The 16,917-nt window shown below is 59.0% G+C and carries 16 protein-coding genes; 9 read left to right on the top strand and 7 right to left on the bottom strand.

Features of this window, described 5'->3' with window-relative positions; genetic code table 11:
- The first annotated feature begins 7 nt into the window (after positions 1-7).
- The 6 genes from recX (at position 8) to hprK (ending at position 4,604) form a co-directional block, all read left to right on the top strand.
- Positions 8-496 (top strand): recombination regulator RecX, encoded by a 489-nt coding sequence (gene recX / locus B145_RS0115140; RefSeq protein WP_018608430.1) that lies wholly within the window; start codon positions 8-10, stop codon positions 494-496.
- Positions 474-1,196 carry an LPS export ABC transporter ATP-binding protein gene (gene lptB / locus B145_RS0115135; RefSeq protein WP_018608429.1) on the top strand — a complete coding sequence of 241 codons (723 nt, stop codon included), beginning with the start codon at positions 474-476 and terminating at the stop codon, positions 1,194-1,196. The genes recX and lptB overlap by 23 nt, the downstream gene beginning before the upstream one ends.
- Before the next feature lie 27 nt (positions 1,197-1,223).
- Positions 1,224-2,714, top strand: coding sequence for an RNA polymerase factor sigma-54 (locus B145_RS0115130; protein WP_018608428.1), 1,491 nt, complete (start codon positions 1,224-1,226; stop codon positions 2,712-2,714).
- A 17-nt stretch (positions 2,715-2,731) separates the two neighbouring features.
- Positions 2,732-3,061, top strand: a complete 330-nt coding sequence (hpf, locus tag B145_RS0115125) for a ribosome hibernation-promoting factor, HPF/YfiA family (protein WP_018608427.1) — start codon at positions 2,732-2,734, stop codon at positions 3,059-3,061.
- A 138-nt stretch (positions 3,062-3,199) separates the two neighbouring features.
- A complete protein-coding gene (locus B145_RS0115120) occupies positions 3,200-3,685 on the top strand; it encodes a PTS sugar transporter subunit IIA (RefSeq protein ID WP_018608426.1) in 486 nt (161 codons plus the stop codon).
- A complete protein-coding gene (hprK, locus tag B145_RS0115115) occupies positions 3,654-4,604 on the top strand; it encodes an HPr(Ser) kinase/phosphatase (protein WP_018608425.1) in 951 nt (316 codons plus the stop codon). The genes B145_RS0115120 and hprK overlap by 32 nt, the downstream gene beginning before the upstream one ends.
- Positions 4,605-4,677: 73 nt before the next feature.
- On the opposite strand, the gene B145_RS27605 is transcribed toward hprK, so the two are convergent.
- From B145_RS27605 to B145_RS0115080, 7 genes are all read right to left on the bottom strand, one after another.
- Positions 4,678-5,625, bottom strand: coding sequence for an FHA domain-containing protein (locus B145_RS27605; protein WP_018608424.1), 948 nt, complete (start codon positions 5,623-5,625; stop codon positions 4,678-4,680).
- 50 nt (positions 5,626-5,675) lie between these two features.
- On the bottom strand, positions 5,676-6,611 hold the full coding sequence (gene ttcA, locus B145_RS0115105; protein ID WP_018608423.1) for a tRNA 2-thiocytidine(32) synthetase TtcA: 936 nt from the start codon (positions 6,609-6,611) through the stop codon (positions 5,676-5,678).
- Positions 6,612-6,778: 167 nt separating this feature from the next.
- Complete coding sequence (locus B145_RS0115100) at positions 6,779-8,014, bottom strand: sigma-54-dependent transcriptional regulator (RefSeq protein ID WP_018608422.1); 1,236 nt, start codon at positions 8,012-8,014, stop codon at positions 6,779-6,781.
- 147 nt (positions 8,015-8,161) lie between these two features.
- Positions 8,162-10,276, bottom strand: coding sequence for a sensor histidine kinase (locus tag B145_RS0115095; RefSeq protein WP_018608421.1), 2,115 nt, complete (start codon positions 10,274-10,276; stop codon positions 8,162-8,164).
- Positions 10,273-10,890, bottom strand: a complete 618-nt coding sequence (locus B145_RS0115090; RefSeq protein ID WP_245541874.1) for a DUF4390 domain-containing protein — start codon at positions 10,888-10,890, stop codon at positions 10,273-10,275. The genes B145_RS0115095 and B145_RS0115090 overlap by 4 nt, the downstream gene beginning before the upstream one ends.
- Positions 10,847-12,229, bottom strand: coding sequence for a 16S rRNA (cytosine(967)-C(5))-methyltransferase RsmB (rsmB, locus tag B145_RS0115085; RefSeq protein ID WP_018608419.1), 1,383 nt, complete (start codon positions 12,227-12,229; stop codon positions 10,847-10,849). The genes B145_RS0115090 and rsmB overlap by 44 nt, the downstream gene beginning before the upstream one ends.
- An 88-nt stretch (positions 12,230-12,317) precedes the next feature.
- Complete coding sequence (locus B145_RS0115080) at positions 12,318-14,795, bottom strand: FAD-dependent oxidoreductase (protein WP_018608418.1); 2,478 nt, start codon at positions 14,793-14,795, stop codon at positions 12,318-12,320.
- 336 nt (positions 14,796-15,131) lie between these two features.
- Here B145_RS0115080 and B145_RS0115075 point away from each other — a divergent pair, with 336 nt between their 5' ends.
- The 3 genes from B145_RS0115075 (at position 15,132) to B145_RS0115065 (ending at position 16,843) form a co-directional block, all read left to right on the top strand.
- A complete protein-coding gene (locus B145_RS0115075) occupies positions 15,132-15,560 on the top strand; it encodes a hypothetical protein (protein WP_018608417.1) in 429 nt (142 codons plus the stop codon).
- 260 nt (positions 15,561-15,820) lie between these two features.
- On the top strand, positions 15,821-16,285 hold the full coding sequence (locus B145_RS25815; protein WP_018608416.1) for a hypothetical protein: 465 nt from the start codon (positions 15,821-15,823) through the stop codon (positions 16,283-16,285).
- Positions 16,286-16,354: 69 nt separating this feature from the next.
- Positions 16,355-16,843 carry a hypothetical protein gene (locus B145_RS0115065; RefSeq protein ID WP_157288446.1) on the top strand — a complete coding sequence of 163 codons (489 nt, stop codon included), beginning with the start codon at positions 16,355-16,357 and terminating at the stop codon, positions 16,841-16,843.
- Positions 16,844-16,917: the final 74 nt, after the last annotated feature.

Here is a 16,917-nt window from a genome sequence, read left to right as displayed (position 1 = left end):
CGCAGCAATGGCTACTGTATTTGACGAGTTGAAGGCCCGTGCCATGCGCCTGCTGGCCACACGCGAGCATTCGCGTGCCGAGTTGCGCAGTAAGCTTGGCGCTGGCAGGGCCGATGAAGAGGTTGTTGAGGTGACGGAGGCCGTACTTGATCGTCTGGTCGAGTTGGGCCTGCAGTCGGATGAGCGTTATGCTGGCGCCTATGTGCGTGCCAAGGGCCAGCGCCTGGGGGCTGGCCGCTTGCGGCATGAACTGGCCCAGCGGGGGGTGGCCAGGGATTTGATCGAAACCGCACTGGAGCAACTGGTGTGCGCCGAGGGAATCGGTGACGAGGTGGTTCGGGCGCGTGAAGTGTGGGCAAAGAAATTTGGCGAAATCCCACAGGACGCCAAAGAGTGGGCCAGACAAGCCCGTTTCCTGCAAGCGCGGGGTTTTTCCACCGGAGTAATCCGGCAAGTATTGAAAGAATCAACGGATGAGTTTGCTGCGGGTCAGTAACCTGAAAAAACGCTATAAGGCGCGTACCGTCGTCCATGATGTCTCATTCCAGGTAGGCAGTGGCGAGGTGGTCGGCTTGCTGGGCCCGAACGGGGCGGGCAAGACGACCTGTTTCTACATGATCGTCGGTTTGGTGCGTGCCGATGGCGGCACTATCCATCTGGATGGCACGGCGCTCACCCATCTGCCCATGCATCGCCGGGCCAAGCTGGGTCTATCTTATCTGCCGCAGGAAAATTCAGTCTTCCGCAAGCTCACCGTGGTTGAGAACATCATGGCCGTGCTGGAGTTGCAGAAGCTTGACAAGGCCGGGCGTGTGCGCAAACTCGATGCCCTGCTCGATGAACTGAACATCACCCACCTGCGCGACGCTCAGGCCATGTCTTTGTCCGGTGGTGAGCGGCGGCGCGTGGAAATCGCCCGTGCGCTGGCGACCGAGCCGCGCCTAATCCTGCTCGATGAGCCCTTTGCCGGGGTCGATCCGATTGCCGTGATCGATATCCAGAAAATCATCACCTTTCTCAAATCCCGTGGCATCGGCGTGCTGATCACCGACCATAATGTGCGGGAAACCCTTGGGATTTGTGATCACGCCTATATCATTAATACAGGGGAAGTGCTCGCAGGTGGCACGCCGGAAGATATTGTGCGCAATGACAAGGTTCGCCAGGTCTATCTGGGCGAACACTTCCGCCTCTAAAAGAAAGAAACCCGGAATCCGTATGCCATGAAGCCGTCGTTGCAGCTCAGACTCTCCCAACAACTGGCCCTGACACCCCAGTTGCAGCAGTCCATCCGGCTGTTGCAGCTGTCGACCCTGGAGCTGAATCAGGAGATTGAGCGCATTCTGGTCGAGAACCCCATGCTCGAACAGGACGGACCGGATGAAGAGGGGGGCGTAGCACCTGCTGCCGAGGCGGTTGCCGTCAATGAATTCCAGACCGCAGACCCGGTGCCCGAGCGTACTGGCGAAGAGGAATACGAAGCCCCCGGCGTGACCGAGATGCCGGATACGATCAACGAAGCTTACGACCATGCTTCGGATGACGACATGGGGGAAGCTGCCGAGTGGCGTAATGAAGGCACCGGCAGCCGTAACAATGATGACGATGAGAGCGATTTCCAGGAGTTTCAGGCGGCCGCCACCTCATTGCGCGACCATCTGATCGGGCAGGTCGCGCTCATGCCCCTGGGGGACCGGGATCGTGCCCTGGTGCTGCTGCTGATCGAAGCCCTTGAGGACGATGGTTATCTGGAGCAGAGCTTTGAGGAGCTGCTGCCCCTGATCCCGTCCGAGTGGGAAGTGGAACCCGAAGAGCTGCAGATTGCCCTGCATCATGTACAGAATCTGGACCCCACGGGGGTCGGCGCACGCAACTTGCAGGAATGTATGCGCCTGCAATTGCGCGGCCTGCCTGAGTCGGCAACCCGCACCTTGGCCCAGGCGATTGTTGAAGACAATCTGGAGTTGCTGGCAGCCCGAGACTTTGCCAAACTGAAAAGGCGCCTGTCGTGCAGTGATGATGCGCTACGCGAGGCCCAGGAGCTGATCTGCCGCCTCAATCCGCGCCCCGGCGCACAATACACGGCAGCCGAGACGCGCTATATTGTGCCTGACGTGATTGTGAAGAAACATCGGGGCGTATGGGTGGTCAACCTGAATCCGGAGGCGATGCCAAAGTTAAGGGTCCATCGCGTTTATGCCGATATACTTCAAAACAACCGTGGTGTGAGTGGCTCGCTCTCCGCCCAGTTGCAGGAGGCCAAGTGGTTGATCAAGAACGTGCAGCAGCGCTTCGACACCATCCTGCGGGTCTCCCAGGCGATTGTGGAGAGCCAGCGCCAGTTTTTCGATCATGGCGAGGTGGCCATGCGGCCCCTGACCTTGCGCGAGATTGCCGAAGAGCTGGAACTGCATGAATCGACGGTGTCGCGGGTAACAACCCAGAAATACATGGCAACCCCGAGGGGGATTTTCGAACTCAAATACTTTTTCGGCAGTCACGTATCCACCGATACAGGCGGGGCTTGTTCGGCCACGGCGATTCGCGCGCTGATTCGCCAGTTGGTTGCAGCCGAGGATGGGCGAAAGCCGCTATCCGACGCCCGGATTGCCGAATTGTTGGGCCAGCAGGGTATCGTGGTGGCACGGCGGACGATTGCGAAATACCGCGAGTCACTGAATATTCCGCCGGTTAGTCAGCGCAAATCGATCTAACAAGAGAGGAGTTGTTTATGAATCTCAACATCACCGGCCATCATCTGGAAGTGACCCCCGCTTTGCGCGAATACGTCACAACCAAGCTCGATCGGGTGATTCGTCACTTTGACAATGTGACGGCTACACATGTCATCCTCTCCGTACAGAAACTCAAGCAGAAGGCTGAGGTCACTGTTCATGTCAGGGGCAAGGATATTTATGTGGAAAGCGAGGACGATGATCTGTACGCTGCGATTGATTCCATGACTGACAAGCTCAACCGGCAGGTCGTCAAGCATAAGGAAAAGAAAGCCGATCATGACCACAGCTCCCCGCGTCATCAGGACGCCGAGAGCGCGGGCTGATCGTGACACCCGGCGGATAATTTTATCTGCTCGTGTGCTGTGAGTCGGTGGCGCAGCGCATATAATCCGCCCAATTGAAATTTTGGACTGGCCGCAATGGTGGGTATAAAGTACCCGTCATTGTGGCCTTGGTGTTGTATGAACCTCATTTCCCAGATTCTTACTGTCAATCGTATCCTCGTCGACGTGCCTTTGGCCACGCGGGACGCCGTGTTTGACTGTGTAGGCGATCTTTTCGCGCGCGACTATAACCTGGCGAAGAAACAGGTCGTCTCTGCCCTCGCACAACGCGAGAGCATGGGCTCGACCGGTCTGGGCCAGGGGGTGGCCATTCCGCACGGGCGCATCAAGGGCTTGAAGCAGACCCTGGGGGTCTTCGTCCGCACCCCGGCACCGATTGAGTTTGCCGCGCCCGATGGCGCGCCGGTCAACATGATCTTCGTGATGCTGGTGCCGGAGCAGGCCAACGAGTCGCACCTGCGGCTGCTCTCCGAACTGGCCCAGATGTTCAGCAACCGGGCTTTCCGCGAGCGCCTGTGTGAGGCAGAAGGGGCCGAGGCTACCTGGTCTTTGTTCGAATCCTGGAACCCGAATGCGACGAACGAGCGTAGCCCATCTCTTTGAGGCCAATCGCAATATCCTGCAAATGCGGCATGTTGCCGGGAGTCTGGACACCCAGCTGGTGGTGCCAGACAACCGTGTTTGGGCTGCCGATCTGGTCGGCCACCTCAACCTGATCCACCCCAACCGCCTGCAGATCATTGGCGAAGCCGAGCTGGCCTGGGCGCGGCGCCAGTCCCACGACAAACTGGGGCGTTACCTTGCGGACATCATTTCAGCCTCGCCGCCAGGGGTCATCGTGGCCGATGACGCGGCCGTGCCAGATGTGCTGCGCCAGATCTGTGAACAGGCCAAGGTGCCTGTGATGGCCTCCCCCCATGAAGCTGCACGCGTCATCGATGTGCTGCGCGGCTATCTGGCCCGCAAGCTTGCCGAACGCGTCTCCCTGCATGGGGTATTCATGGACGTGCTCGGTATCGGTGTGCTGATTACCGGGGAATCTGGGGCAGGCAAGTCGGAACTGGCCCTGGAACTCATCAGCCGGGGGCATGGCTTGGTGGCCGATGACGTGGTGGAAATCTCCCGCGTGGCTTCCAGCGTCCTCGAAGGGCGTTGCCCTGAGATGCTCAAGGATTACCTTGAAGTACGCGGCTTGGGAATTTTGAATATCCGCACCATCTTCGGTGAGACGGCCTGCCGCCGCAAGATGAAGCTCAAGCTGATTGCCCACCTGCAACGCCGTAATCCGGGGCCGGAGGATGCGCTGCGCCTGCCCCTGGATGAAGAGGAGACGCAGGACATCCTGGGGGTGTCGGTGCGCCGTGTGATTCTTCCCGTGGCCGCTGGTCGCAACCTCTCCGTGCTGCTCGAAGCGGCGGTGCGTAATACCATCCTCAAGCTGCGCGGGATTGATTCCACCCAGGAATTCGTCAATCGTCAGCGCGATCTACTGGATCGGGACCAAGACCCCTACGACGGCTGATGCGGTGATCCACAGGATGCGTCACGAAAAAGCCCCGGCATGACCGGGGCTTTTTCGTGAATGGGCAACAGGATTAACGCTGGCCGATATCGAAGAACACCACTTCAGCGCCCGTTTCCAGGGGAGAATAGCCAAAACCGATGCGCCCGCGCGCAGGCATGTCAGCTTCGCTACGCCGCAGGATCACCTCATTGCCTGCTTCATCGACCAGATAGGTGCCATTGGTGCTGGTATCAATCAGCACGAAGCGGTTCTGCCGCCATTCCACCCGTGAGTGATGGCGCGATGCGCGCTTATCCGCGATCACCAGATCATTGCCGTCTTCCCGCCCGGCAAGCAGCACAGGGCGCAGATCACTGACCGTGAAGTTGTGGTTCTCATGCCGCAGCATCAGTGAAGCCTTGGGCGAGGCACTGGAAACAGGAGCGGGCGCTGCGGGGTGTTCAGCGCCGTCAGACAGCACTGAATGGAGGGCGATGGACGTGGCCGTCGGCGAGAAGGCTTCGCGCAGAGGCGTGGCAGCCGTACCTTGCTTGAACTGATACAGCGGCAGGTCGTAACCCGCCACAACCGGTGCCGATTCACGGTCGAGGTGTGGCTGGAGCGAATCGGGCAGCGCTGCAACAACTTCGGTGGTCACCAGTACCTGATCGGTCGGGGTGTTCTTGACGATCATCTTGGTCAGGTCCAGCGCGGCGGCCGGAACGTGACCCCCAGCATCGGGTGCGGCGATATGCAAGGCAATCCGTACCGACAGACTCACCCCGGAAACCGGGGGCAGTTGCGAAACACGGGTACGCATGTCGAAGGCGGCCAACACCGCATTTTCGCAACGCTGAAATTGCGCCACGATCTGGCGTCCTTCGGTCTTGAGGAGCGTGCCATCGTTACTTTCGATCGAACGCTCGGCGCGATTGCGGCAACGTTCAACTGCGCGGTTCGTTTCCATTGCCCCGATTTTCCCGAACAGAGGGCCGTCTCCCGCCACTTCCGCAATGAGGATGCTCCGTGTTTCGCTCATGATTGGACTCATTTTATGTATTGTATTCCCAAGTTTCTATGATATCGGTTTCAGTCCGCCTGTGTAGCGAGCCATTGAATTGTGGAGACAGACGGAATACCGGAGGGGAGAGAAATCTCTTCGTCCTGTGGATCAAAAACCGTGTCCCCCAATGGAGAAGCATCGCTACCAGCGAGTGTCCGGAATCCAAAGAGGTTGCCATCGCACAGATGGCTCGGCACTACGTTCCTAAGGGCAGTGGCAATGGATTCGGTCCGCCCAGGATGTTGGCGCTCCCACTCATGTAGCATGGTTTTGATCTGTTTGCGCTGCGCCTGCTCCTGCGAACCGCAAAGGTTGCAGGGGATGATGGGGAAGGCGCGTGCCCGTGCATACTTGGCAATATCGTTCTCGGCACAGTAGGCCAGCGGGCGGATGACCATGTGCTGACCATTGTCGCTGAGCAGCTTGGGCGGCATAGCCTTGAGCTTGCCGCCGAAGAACATGTTCAGGAACAGGGTCTCGATGATGTCATCACGATGGTGGCCCAGGGCGATCTTGGTGGCCCCCAGTTCGGCAGCAGTGCGATAGATGATGCCGCGACGCAGCCGTGAGCATAGCGAACAGGTGGTTTTGCCCTCGGGAATCTTTTCCTTGACGATGGAATAGGTATCCTCGGTGACGATCTTGTATTCCACCCCCAGCGATTCGAAATAGGCGGGCAGCACCTCCGCAGGGAAACCCGGCTGGCGCTGGTCCAGATTCATGGCTACGACTCTGAAGCTCACAGGCGCGCGCTTTTGCAGGGCCAGCAGCATATCCAGCAGGGCAAAGGAGTCTTTGCCGCCTGAGCAGCAGACCAGCACCATATCGCCTTCTTCGATCATGCCGAAATCGGCAATGGCCTGCCCCACCCCGCGTAAAAGGCGTTTTTTCAGGCGTTGCACGGTATTGGACAGTTCGTCCTGTGCAAGCCCTTGTATTTCCTGTGCTTCCTGAGCCGTCATTCGATGTGCCACCTATACATTTACCCCGATTATACCGGGCTAGGGCAATGCAAAAAGGTGAGCAATATCACGCAAACGGGCAAACAGGCGCCACTTGAGGCGATTGTTTGCCAATTTCCGATGTGTGGTGGGAGGTGAAGAGGGGGCGCTCCCCCTCTTTGGGCAGGCTAATCCGCTTTGCGCCCGACCGGAATCCCCAGTTGCTTGAGTTTGCGATACAGGTGGGTGCGCTCCAGCCCGCTCTTCTCGGCCACCCGGGTGATGTTGCCATCCTCCAGCTTCAGGTGGTGTTCGAAGTACAGGCGCTCAAACGCCTCACGCGCCACACGCAAGGGCTCGTCCAATGGCAGAGCCAGAGAGGCGACCGAGGATTTGGAGACGAAACGATTGACCTCATCCGGGCCGATTTCATTGTCGAGGGCGCCCAGAGCCAGGGAGCGGATCGCCGCCCGTAGTTCGGCAAAACCGCCCATCCAAGGGATGTTGCGCAGGGCGTTCAACGCGGCGGTGGAGAAGTTGTGCGGGCTGATCTCTCCTGCTGCGATCAGATGATTGAGCAGGTGACTGGCGATCTCCGGCACGTCGTCTTTGAGTTCCAGCAAGGAAGGCGGCACCAGCGTGATTTCAAACAGGCGACGCACCAGCAAGGGGTCCCAGGATTCTTGCAGCAAGTCCTCCGGCTGGCAGGCTGCGGCAGCAACCAGGCGCAGGTCATACTTGTCGAGCCGTTCGACCACGAAGGAGAGGTTACGCTGCTGTGAGCGGGTCAGCAGCGCAATGTTCTCCACATAGATCACGCCCCCCCGGTTGGCTTCCAGCAGGTGCAGCTCGATGGGTTGGGTCAGTGCCCCCAGGTCTAGCCAGCCAGTTCCGGCCACCTGCAGACTGCGGGCGCACAATTCCGCCATTGAACCGGCACTCACGCGCAGCAGTACGATGCGGGACTTCTGTACCACCTGATCGAGCCGCTTGCGCAGATCGCGCAGGGCTGCCGAGCGGGTGAAGGCCGCCAGGGTCAGGTGGGTCTGGGCCTTGGTGGGTTGTTGTTGCAGGCCACGTTTGACGGCGGCGAGCAGCTTTTGCAAGGCAATCGGTTTTTCCAGGAAATCCAGCGCCCCGAGCCGAATGGCTTCAACGGCCGTGTCAATCGTGCCGTGGCCTGACATCATCAGGACGGGCATGGTCAGCATGCCGGTAGCCACCCACTCCTTGAGCAGGGTGACCCCATCCGTGTCGGGCATCCAGATGTCGAGCAGAACCAGATCGGGGCGGGCGCTTTGCCGCGCAATGCGTGCAACGGCAGCGTTTTCTGCCAGCACGACATCATGCCCTTCATCATTCAGAATCTCGCGCAACAGCTCGCGGATGCCAATTTCGTCATCAACAACCAATATCTTTGCCATAGTGGAAAGGCTACCACAGTGTTGTGATTTGGCAACACCCGTTTAGGGGTTTGCAGCTCTATGCAGGCCTAGGGTCTTCCCTAGGGGGTCTTAAGCCCTGTTCATGATCTTGCCGTGAGGCTGTGATTACAGACCTTGAACAGGTTTTTAGGCTTTGTCTGGATCAGCCAGACGCAAGCGGATTCTGACTTCGGCCCCCCCGTTTTCGTGGTTGCCGATCAATACTTCGCCACGGTGTTCATCCATGATCTTGCGCACAATCGCCAGTCCCAGGCCCGAACCGCGTGGTTTGGTGGTGACGTAGGGTTCCAGCGCCCGATTGATGATCGCAGGCGGAAAACCGCTGCCACTGTCACGCACGATCAGTTCCACCCGCCGCCCGTCGCGTCGCGTCTCAACTCCTACCCACGGTTGGGGACGCTCGGCCACCGCGTCCTGAGCATTCTGCAACAGATTGTGGATCACTTGGCGCAGCTGGCTGGCGTCGGCCTTGACCTGTGGAATGTCCTCACCATATTCCACCGCCACCGGCACACGCGAGCTTTCATACAGCACCAGGATTTCATGCAGCAAGGCGTTCAGGTCGACTGTGGCGAGTTTCGGCGGGGGCAGTTTGGCGTAATCGCGGAAACTGTTGACCAGATTCTTCATCGCCTCCACCTGATTGACGATGGTCTGGGTCGAGCGCGCCAGCATGCTGCGGTCTTGCTCGTTGAGTTTGTCCGAGAGCTTATGTTCCAGGCGCTCGGCGGAGAGCTGGATTGGCGTGAGCGGATTCTTGATCTCGTGGGCCAGCCGGCGGGCCACTTCGGCCCAGGCCGCATTGCGCTGGGCCGACAGCAACTCGGTGATGTCGTCGCAGACGATCACATAGCCCCCGCCCGACGCTTCCGGCAGGCGCGAGCCGTGCAGCAGGAGTGTCTGCACCTGCCCCTCTTCGCGCTGGATCTCAATCTGCTTCTGCCAGTCCTTGTCGTTTTCGGCAAAGCCAGACAGTACTGCCTCGCGGAAGGTGGCGTGTGAGTCCCAGTCGGACAGCGGCATCTTCTCGTAATCGGTCAGGTCGTCACGCAGGATTGTCATCGCCCCCATGTTGGCGGCTTTGAGCATGCCTTCGGGCGAGAAGGCCAACACCCCGGCCGAGAGGTTGCCCAGCACACTTTCCAGATAGGCACGGGCCGCATCGACCGCAGCGCGATGCTGCTCGGCCTGCACGCGGGCATCTTGCAACTGGCGGGTCATGCGGTTGAAGGATTGGGTCAGTACCCCCAACTCATCCCGTGCAGGCAGGGCCTGCCGGGGGGAAAAGTCGCCCGAGGCCACTGCCTGGGTGCCTTCGGCAATGATCGACAGCGGCGCCGAGAGCGAGCGCGCAAACACAAAGGCCAGCACGATGGCGGTGAACACCGCCAGCAGCAGGGCCAGCGTCAGGGTGATCACATAGATGCGTTTGAGCCCCTGGCGCGCCAGCAGCAGCTCCTGGTAGTTGCGGTGTAACTCCTGGATGCTTTCCGCGCTTTCGGCCAGCGCACTGGGAACCGGAGCGCGTACCTGCAAGAGTAGTGGCGTGGAGGAAAACTGGCGGCTGGAAATCGGCACCACCACACGCATCATCAGCTGGGTGCCTTCCCCCTCGATGGCGCGATACCCATGCCCCACCCTGGCCTGCCGCAGCAAGGTGGCGGGGAGGGGGTCGGGCTGGAGCTTGCCATCGGTCTCCCCTGTGGAACTGAGTACCCGCCCACTGCTGGAGATCAGGCTGACCTCATCGGCATTGAGTTGGTCACGTGCGCGGGCAAGCGCCGGATAGCCGGGAGGCGTGGCTGCGTCGCTCATCTCCAGGGCCAGATTGCGGGTACGTTCGCCAAGCTGGTCGAGCAGGGCGTCCAAGGCTGTGCGCCCCAGCTCAATCCCGGAGTTGAGGGTTGTGTCGATCTTGACGTTGTACCAGGACTCGATGGAGCGCACCGCAAATTGCACCGATACCAGATAAATGATGGCTCCTGGCACCACGGCCAACAGCACGAACATGCCGATCAGCTTGAGCTTGAGGCGGGAGCCGAACTGGCGGTGGCGGTACTCCTCGCGCAGGCGGTGCAACTGAATGCCCACCATGATGGCCAGCCCCAGTGCCAGACACAGGTTCAGGCCCAGCAGTACCGGGTAGTTGTGCGAGAACAGCGAGGTGTTGGCCCCAGCAGAAGCGAGCAGGAAAAGCAGGATCGCCCCGGCTGCCGAGGTGATGATCAGCAGGCGTTTCATCGGGCGTCTTTGGGCACCTGGAGCACCCAGGTCACCCATCCCGTGTTCAGATCCAGGTCATGCGAACCCAATGCCGCCACCTGGAAGGGTTTGGCCAGCGAATTTATGTCCAGCCGGAAGCGCAGCCCCACTTGGTAGGATTCCCCCTCGTTGAGCCGTGAGCGATCCGCCACCGCCCAGTTGTGCAGCGACAGCAAAGCCCGCATGGCTTCATCGTAGGAGGTGAAGTTACGGTGCAGGTTGCCCACGGACACCCGGTACTGGCGCGTCAGCGCATGGTAGGAGAGCTTCAGGTCCAGCGAGCGTTCCGAGATGGTCTCATTGAACCAATACCAACGCGGCCGGGTGATGATGACTTCGGCGCGGAAAGGCACCGAGACGCCTGCTTCGATCATCTCCTGCAGGCGTGGCTTATTTTGCAGGTTGATCGCGGCATTGATCACGTAGTCCTGGTCAGAGGCCACCAGCTCTGCATAGCGGAACTCCACGCTGCCCGCCGCATGGGCAGGCACGGGCAGCATGGCCACAACGCCCCACAGCAGCATCAGGCCAAACAGGCCTCGGCGCAGGCTAGCGAGCAGATTTCTCCAGCAGTGCAAAGTAAAAGCCATCATGCTGCGGGCAAGGCGTCAATTGTTTCTCAAAGGCGCCGTCAGCGAACGGCAGGCGGACACAGTCTTTATGGCGGGTTGCGAAGCGCGCAACCTGATTGCCGTTCTCTTCTGGGAAGAGCGAACATGTGAGATAAAGCATTTTCCCGCCTGGCGCCAGTGTTATCCACAGTGCATCCAGAATTTCAGCCTGAATTGTTGCGAAATGCGCAATGTCGTGGGGTCTACGCAACCATTTGATGTCCGGGTGGCGACGCGCCACCCCGGAGGCGGAGCAGGGAACATCGGCCAAAATCCGGTCGAAGGGTGTGCCATCCCACCACTTTTGAGTATCGCGGCAGTCTACGGTGTGGACGTCTGCGCTCAAGCCCAGGCGGCTCAAGGCTTCCGTGATGCGGCTGGCGCGCCGGCCCTCCAGTTCCAGGGCTTCCAGATGGAGGTCTGCCAGTTCCAGCATCGCGGCAGTTTTGCCACCGGGGGCTGCACAGGCATCCAGCACCCGCAGGCCGTCATGCAGGTCCAGCAAGCCTGCGGCCTGTTGGGCGCCCCAGTCTTGCACCGAAACCAGCCCTTCGGCATAGCCGGGGAGCTGGGCGACCGGGCAGGGGGCGGCCAACTGGATGGCGCAAGGCCCCAGATCGGTGAAGGCAATGTCGGCTTCAGTAAGGCGGCTGCGGTAGGCGTGCGGATCAATGCGCCGCCGGTTGATGCGCAGGCTCATCGGCGGATGGCTGTTGTTGGCCTGCAGGATAGCCTGCCATTGCTCTGGCCAGTTGCGGCGCACCGAATCCACCCACCACTGTGGGTGGCGCCAGAGCGCGGCGTCCTGTGCGTCCAGCTTTGGGAGAAGCTCATCCCAGCGCCGCAGTGCGTTGCGCAACACGCCATTGACCAACCCCTTGAAGTTGCCGCCCGCCAGCCTTGCTGCAGCTTCAACAGCCTGGTCCACCACGGTATGCGCGGTATCCGGGCGGGTTTCCAGGCGGTACAGGGCCACGAGCAGCAGCGCCGTGATGCGCTTCTCGCTGATCGGGCTGGAGAGCAGAACCTCCAGAATGGCGGTTCCCCGGCCAAAATCCCGCAGGCTGCCATAGAGCAGATCCTGCACGGCGCCACGGCCTGCCGGAGTCAGCTCCGGGTAGGCTTGCCAGAGCCCATACAGACCATCATTGAGTGCGTAGCCATCCAGTACCGCCTTGAGGCCATCTGAAGCCACGCTGAAGGCTTCTGCCAGCGAACCGGCAGGCAAGGGCGGCAGGGCCGGAGCACGGCTGCGGGAAGAAGAATGCGGGCGTGCCGAAGGGCCGCGCGACGAGGGGCGTGAGGGTGGTTTGGCGTTCATGGCCGTCATTGTAAGGCCAGCAGGTGTTTGGTACTGTAAAAACGAAACAGCCCCGCCCATCCCGGACGGGGCTGTTTGGATCAACCGATCAGATGAACAGGGTGGTGGCCGATTGGTGCGCTTCAGCCAGGAAGGCGGCGACACCACCGATCTCCACGCCATCAATCAGTTCCTCGTGGCGGATGCCCATCACATCCATCGACATCTGGCAGGCGATGAGCTGGGCACCACCCTCCTGGAGATTGCGCAACAATTGCGCAGCCTCTTCAACCCGCTTGTCACGCATCACCTTGCGGATGAGCTTGGCGCCCATGCCCGCAAAGTTCATCTTCGAGATCGAATTCAGCTTGCTCACTCCGGCAGGCATCATCATGCCGAACATGCGATCCATGAAAGATTTATCTAGTGCAGGCGGATCGTCGCGGCGCAGCACGTTCAGCCCCCAGAAGGTGAAGAACAGCGCCACCGGCTTGCCCATGGCCATCGCACCGTTGGCGATGATCAGGCTGGCCATTACTTTGTCGAGATCGGCAGAGAACACCACAAGCGTTGTTTGCTCACGTGCGGGCAATGCTGTTGCGCTGGCCTGGGGGGCGACAAGCGGGGCGCCCTTGCGTAGCACGGCGGTAATGGTGCCTTTGTCTTGAGCGACTTCCAGCAGGGCGTGCCCGGTCTTCTGGGCCCAGGCGCGGATGTCGCGGGCAAAAGCCGGGTCGGAGCTGAGCACTTCAAGCTCCTCACCCACCTCCAAGGCTTCCATGGCCTTGAAAGTCTTGAGAATCGGGCCGGGGCATTGCAGGCCCATGGCATTGAGCTTCTGCCGGGGACCGGGCTGTGGGCTCATCCCGTAGCTGGGGGGAGTCGGTGTGGCCTCACGACGCTTGATGTCTTCGTAGTCAAAAATATCCGGGTTGGATTGCTTTTCTACGGCGAAGGACCAGGTTTTGTAACCCCCGGAAAGGTTGCGCACATCCTTGAAGCCCGCCTGTTGCAGGATGCGGCTTGCCAGATAGCCGCGCAGGCCGACCTGGCAGAACACCACTGTCGGCTTGACCGGGTCAAGCTCGCCTAAGTGCTCGCGCAGGGTGTTGAGGTCGATATGGTGTGCCCCGGCAATGCTGCCCAGGCTGTATTCCTCGCGGGTACGCACATCGATGAGCTGCAGACCGCCGCGCTCGCTACGCTGGAGTTCGTCCCAGGCAATCATCTTCTGCCCGGCATGCAGCACGTTGCCTGCCACGTAACCGGCGATATTGACCGGGTCTTTGGCAGAGCTGAAAGGTGGTGCGTAGGCCAGCTCCAGATCAGCCAGTTCCTCCACCTTCAATCCGGCGTGGATCGCGGTGGCGATCACGTCGATGCGCTTGTCCACGCCATCCATCCCGACCGCCTGCGCCCCCAGGATCTGCCCTTCGGGTGTGTAGAGCAGCTTGATGCTCAAAGGCATCGCGCCAGGGTAGTAGGAAGCGTGGGAGCCACCATGCGTGATGCTAGCCAGGTACGCCACGCCTGCCGCGCGGAGCTGCTTTTCATTGAGGCCGGTACTACCAGCGGCGAGGTCGAAAGCTTTCAGGATCGCCGTACCCTGTGTGCCCCGGTAAGGCGTGGGCTCGCCGCCCCGCATATTGTCTGCCGCGATGCGGCCCTGGCGGTTGGCCGGGCCTGCCAGCGGGATCAAGGCCTGTGTGCCAGAAAGCTTCTGGGTGACTTCGATGGCGTCACCCACGGCGTAGATGGCCGGGTCGGAGGTCTGCAGCCATTCATTGACACGGATGCCCCCGGTGGCCCCCAGTTCCAGCCCGGCCGCGCGGGCAAGCGTGGTTTCCGGGCGCACGCCGATGGCCAGAATGATCAGATCGGCCTGCAGGCGTTTGCCGTTTTCCAGAAAAACGGTGCAGTAATCCGTCTTGTCCTCGAAACCCTCCACTTTGGCCGACAGATACAGCTCCACCTGCTTTTCACGCATGTGGGCATGAACAATCGCCGCCATTTCCGGGTCGAGCGGGGCGAGGATCTGGTCCGCCCCTTCCACCAGAGTGACGAACATGCCGCGCTCAAGCAGGTTTTCGGCAACCTCAATGCCGATGAAGCCGCCACCAATCACCACGGCGCGGCGCGGCTGTGCCTCCTTGATATGGGCCATGATCCGGTCCAGGTCCGGGATGTTGCGCAGACTGAAAATGCGTGGCGAATCAATGCCGGGCAGGCGCGGGCGGATCGGTTCCGCACCGGGCGAGAGCAGCAGCCGGTCGTAGCTCTCGTCATACTCCTCACCCGTGGAAAGGTTGCGCAGGCGCAAGGTCTTGGCCACACGGTCAATCCCCAGCGCCTCGGTCTTGGCACGGACATCCACCCGGTAGCGGGCATGAAAAGCCTCGGCACTACTGACCAGCAACTGCTCGCGCTCGGCAATCGCGCCGGAGATGTGATAAGGCAGACCACAGTTGGCAAAGCTGATATAGGGGCCGCGCTCGACCAAAATGATCTGCGCCGCTTCGCTTTCGCGTCTTAACCGTGCTGCAGCGGTGGCGCCACCTGCCACACCGCCTACGATGATGATTTTCATGGGAGCCCGTTCTTGAATGATTTGATACTATATTACTATTTAGTTGTATTAAAAGGCAAGAAGGTTTTTGTGCCACCACGGCGAGTGAGGCAAAACGCTGGTGCGGGGGAAATCTGGAAAACCGGGCTGCGCTTGTGGTGGCGCGGGTTTAGAGAGTCTGGCTGAAGCGCAGTGTGTTACGCATGCCCAGTAGATGTTAGTGCTTTGCGGACCTTGATGCTATCGGACTAGAATGACGGAAACAGCCTATGACCACAGCCTTGTCGCCAGCTATCAAAACTGCAGGATATCAACAATACTTTTCTACCGCGCTAGTATCCAATTACTAGGAGCATCATGATCCGAAACGCCGTACTCTATTTAGCTCTTCTCTTCGTTTCAGCTAGTGCAATGGCTGAAACACTGAAATCTGAACTGGAGGCAAAACAGCTCACTGATAAAGTAATGGTTCAGGTAGCAAAAGGAGATCTCACGGGGGCATTCGCGCTGATGAAGCCTTATGTTGTCATTTCGGAATCCGAATTCCAGGGATCGTTGCTTCAGTCAAAGTCACAACGTGATCAATTTGGCAGTCGGTACGGCAAGCCTCTGGGCTACGAGTTTATCGCTGAAAAGAAGGCTGGCGAGTCAATTCTCCGCCTTACCTATATTGAGAAAACCGCAAGGCATGCTTTACCCTGGGCGTTTATTTTTTACAAAACGCCAACGGGCTGGGTGCTGAATAGCTATTTTTGGAACGACAATATCCAAAGTGCTTTTCAGTAGTCATTGGACTGATAATTTAGTCAAGTTGGCCAGAGGGGCGGTCAATGATGCGTGGCGACAATGGCTTTTCGTAGGGCGCCGCAGGAAATAATGAGCGTAGCGTCAATTCACGAAGTGAATGACGCAAAATGCTTTGGGATTATCCTTGTAATTTTGGGTATGTGGCGCAGTCCGCTGCGTTCCGTGCGTTCTACTTTAGAGTGATAGAATTTATTGCTCTGTATGCAGCGTTCTCTGTCCGATTACTAGCAAGTTAGGCTATGTCTGCTGATCTCGACCAACTAGCGTTCCGTTTCTTCAAGCTTTTTGCTCAGTGCGAATACGCATTAAAAGCGATGGGCTACGGGCGTGCAGCCAATGGCGGTATGGCTGAGGCAGATTGGGATCGATTCGCAAACGAAGTAGGCGTTTTACTGCTTCAGACGAATAATCAGGACGTCGTGAAATTTCGTACTTATCTGTTGGAGTGTCCGCCAAAGAAGCAAGTGTGGGTTAATGGACAAGTTGAGTGGGTCGATGTTCCGAATACTGAGCGCTCAGCTCAAATTCTGTTTTCTCACATTCGTCGGGTTCGGAACAATCTCTACCATGGGGGCAAATTTTACGGCAACTGGATCGATCCAGAGCGCAGCGGAAAATTAATTGCCTGCTCATTGCAGTTGTTGCAGCACTTGATGCTCAATGACGCAAGACTACGGGCGACTATTGATGGTGATGCAGCCTAATAGGGTGCGCAACTTGTTGCGCCTTCGTGTTATGCAAAATGCTTTGATTATGATTATTGGGTGTTCAGCGTGTTGCGCGCCCTGCATGGCTTAACCATGCTGGAGAATCCTGTGAGCAGGGCTGAATTGTTAAATGCGTTGCTCGCTGAGCTGGTCAAACTGGAAAACTCAAGTGATCTCGTAATTACCCATCCTGCGCCATCGTTTGTTGCAGATCAGCTTTGCTCAGCAGTCATACAGTGGTGGGGTAAGGAATTTCTGGATGAACCTCCAAGTGAGGTTGTCATAGAGAACGGTATCGTGGACGCCTCAAGGCATTTGCAAGAGTTGTTCGAGCTTTCCGAGGCTGAGGCCCGCTCCGCGAGTGTGAGTTTTGTTGGGCAACTTTCTAGAGACAGAACACGAAATGAAGTTGCTATTCTCATTTCACACCAAGGGCCTCGAGAAATTGCACATGGTGCTTATTACTGCAACTATTTAGCTCTTGGCAGCTATTATGATGAGGGCTATCTCAATTGGCGCGCCGGCATCCAGGCCAAACTGAGAAGTGCTTACTGAACGCGCCTTCAGGTAGGTTCTGTCTGGCGGGACATTTGTATCCTTTCAGGGTGGGGGCTCCACCCCAGCACTTG

Origin of the sequence: Uliginosibacterium gangwonense DSM 18521 (genome assembly GCF_000373965.1) — a bacterium.
Lineage (GTDB): Bacteria > Pseudomonadota > Gammaproteobacteria > Burkholderiales > Rhodocyclaceae > Uliginosibacterium > Uliginosibacterium gangwonense.
Note: the sequence above shows the minus strand (reverse complement) of the source record. Positions and strands in the feature narration are given on the sequence as shown.

Excerpts from the sequence above, each read along its gene's own strand:
- B145_RS0115080 (WP_018608418.1), bottom strand. The coding sequence starts at position 14,795 with ATGAAAATCATCATCGTAGGCGGTGTGGCAGGTGGCGCCACCGCTGCA.
- B145_RS0115120 (WP_018608426.1), top strand. The coding sequence starts at position 3,200 with ATGAACCTCATTTCCCAGATTCTTACTGTCAATCGTATCCTCGTCGAC.
- B145_RS0115075 (WP_018608417.1), top strand. The coding sequence starts at position 15,132 with ATGATCCGAAACGCCGTACTCTATTTAGCTCTTCTCTTCGTTTCAGCT.
- hpf (WP_018608427.1), top strand. The coding sequence starts at position 2,732 with ATGAATCTCAACATCACCGGCCATCATCTGGAAGTGACCCCCGCTTTG.
- lptB (WP_018608429.1), top strand. The coding sequence starts at position 474 with ATGAGTTTGCTGCGGGTCAGTAACCTGAAAAAACGCTATAAGGCGCGT.
- recX (WP_018608430.1), top strand. The coding sequence starts at position 8 with ATGGCTACTGTATTTGACGAGTTGAAGGCCCGTGCCATGCGCCTGCTG.
- B145_RS0115095 (WP_018608421.1), bottom strand. The coding sequence starts at position 10,276 with ATGAAACGCCTGCTGATCATCACCTCGGCAGCCGGGGCGATCCTGCTT.
- B145_RS0115100 (WP_018608422.1), bottom strand. The coding sequence starts at position 8,014 with ATGGCAAAGATATTGGTTGTTGATGACGAAATTGGCATCCGCGAGCTG.
- B145_RS0115130 (WP_018608428.1), top strand. The coding sequence starts at position 1,224 with ATGAAGCCGTCGTTGCAGCTCAGACTCTCCCAACAACTGGCCCTGACA.
- rsmB (WP_018608419.1), bottom strand. The coding sequence starts at position 12,229 with ATGAACGCCAAACCACCCTCACGCCCCTCGTCGCGCGGCCCTTCGGCA.
- ttcA (WP_018608423.1), bottom strand. The coding sequence starts at position 6,611 with ATGACGGCTCAGGAAGCACAGGAAATACAAGGGCTTGCACAGGACGAA.
- hprK (WP_018608425.1), top strand. The coding sequence starts at position 3,654 with ATGCGACGAACGAGCGTAGCCCATCTCTTTGAGGCCAATCGCAATATC.
- B145_RS0115090 (WP_245541874.1), bottom strand. The coding sequence starts at position 10,890 with ATGATGGCTTTTACTTTGCACTGCTGGAGAAATCTGCTCGCTAGCCTG.
- B145_RS27605 (WP_018608424.1), bottom strand. The coding sequence starts at position 5,625 with ATGAGCGAAACACGGAGCATCCTCATTGCGGAAGTGGCGGGAGACGGC.
- B145_RS25815 (WP_018608416.1), top strand. The coding sequence starts at position 15,821 with ATGTCTGCTGATCTCGACCAACTAGCGTTCCGTTTCTTCAAGCTTTTT.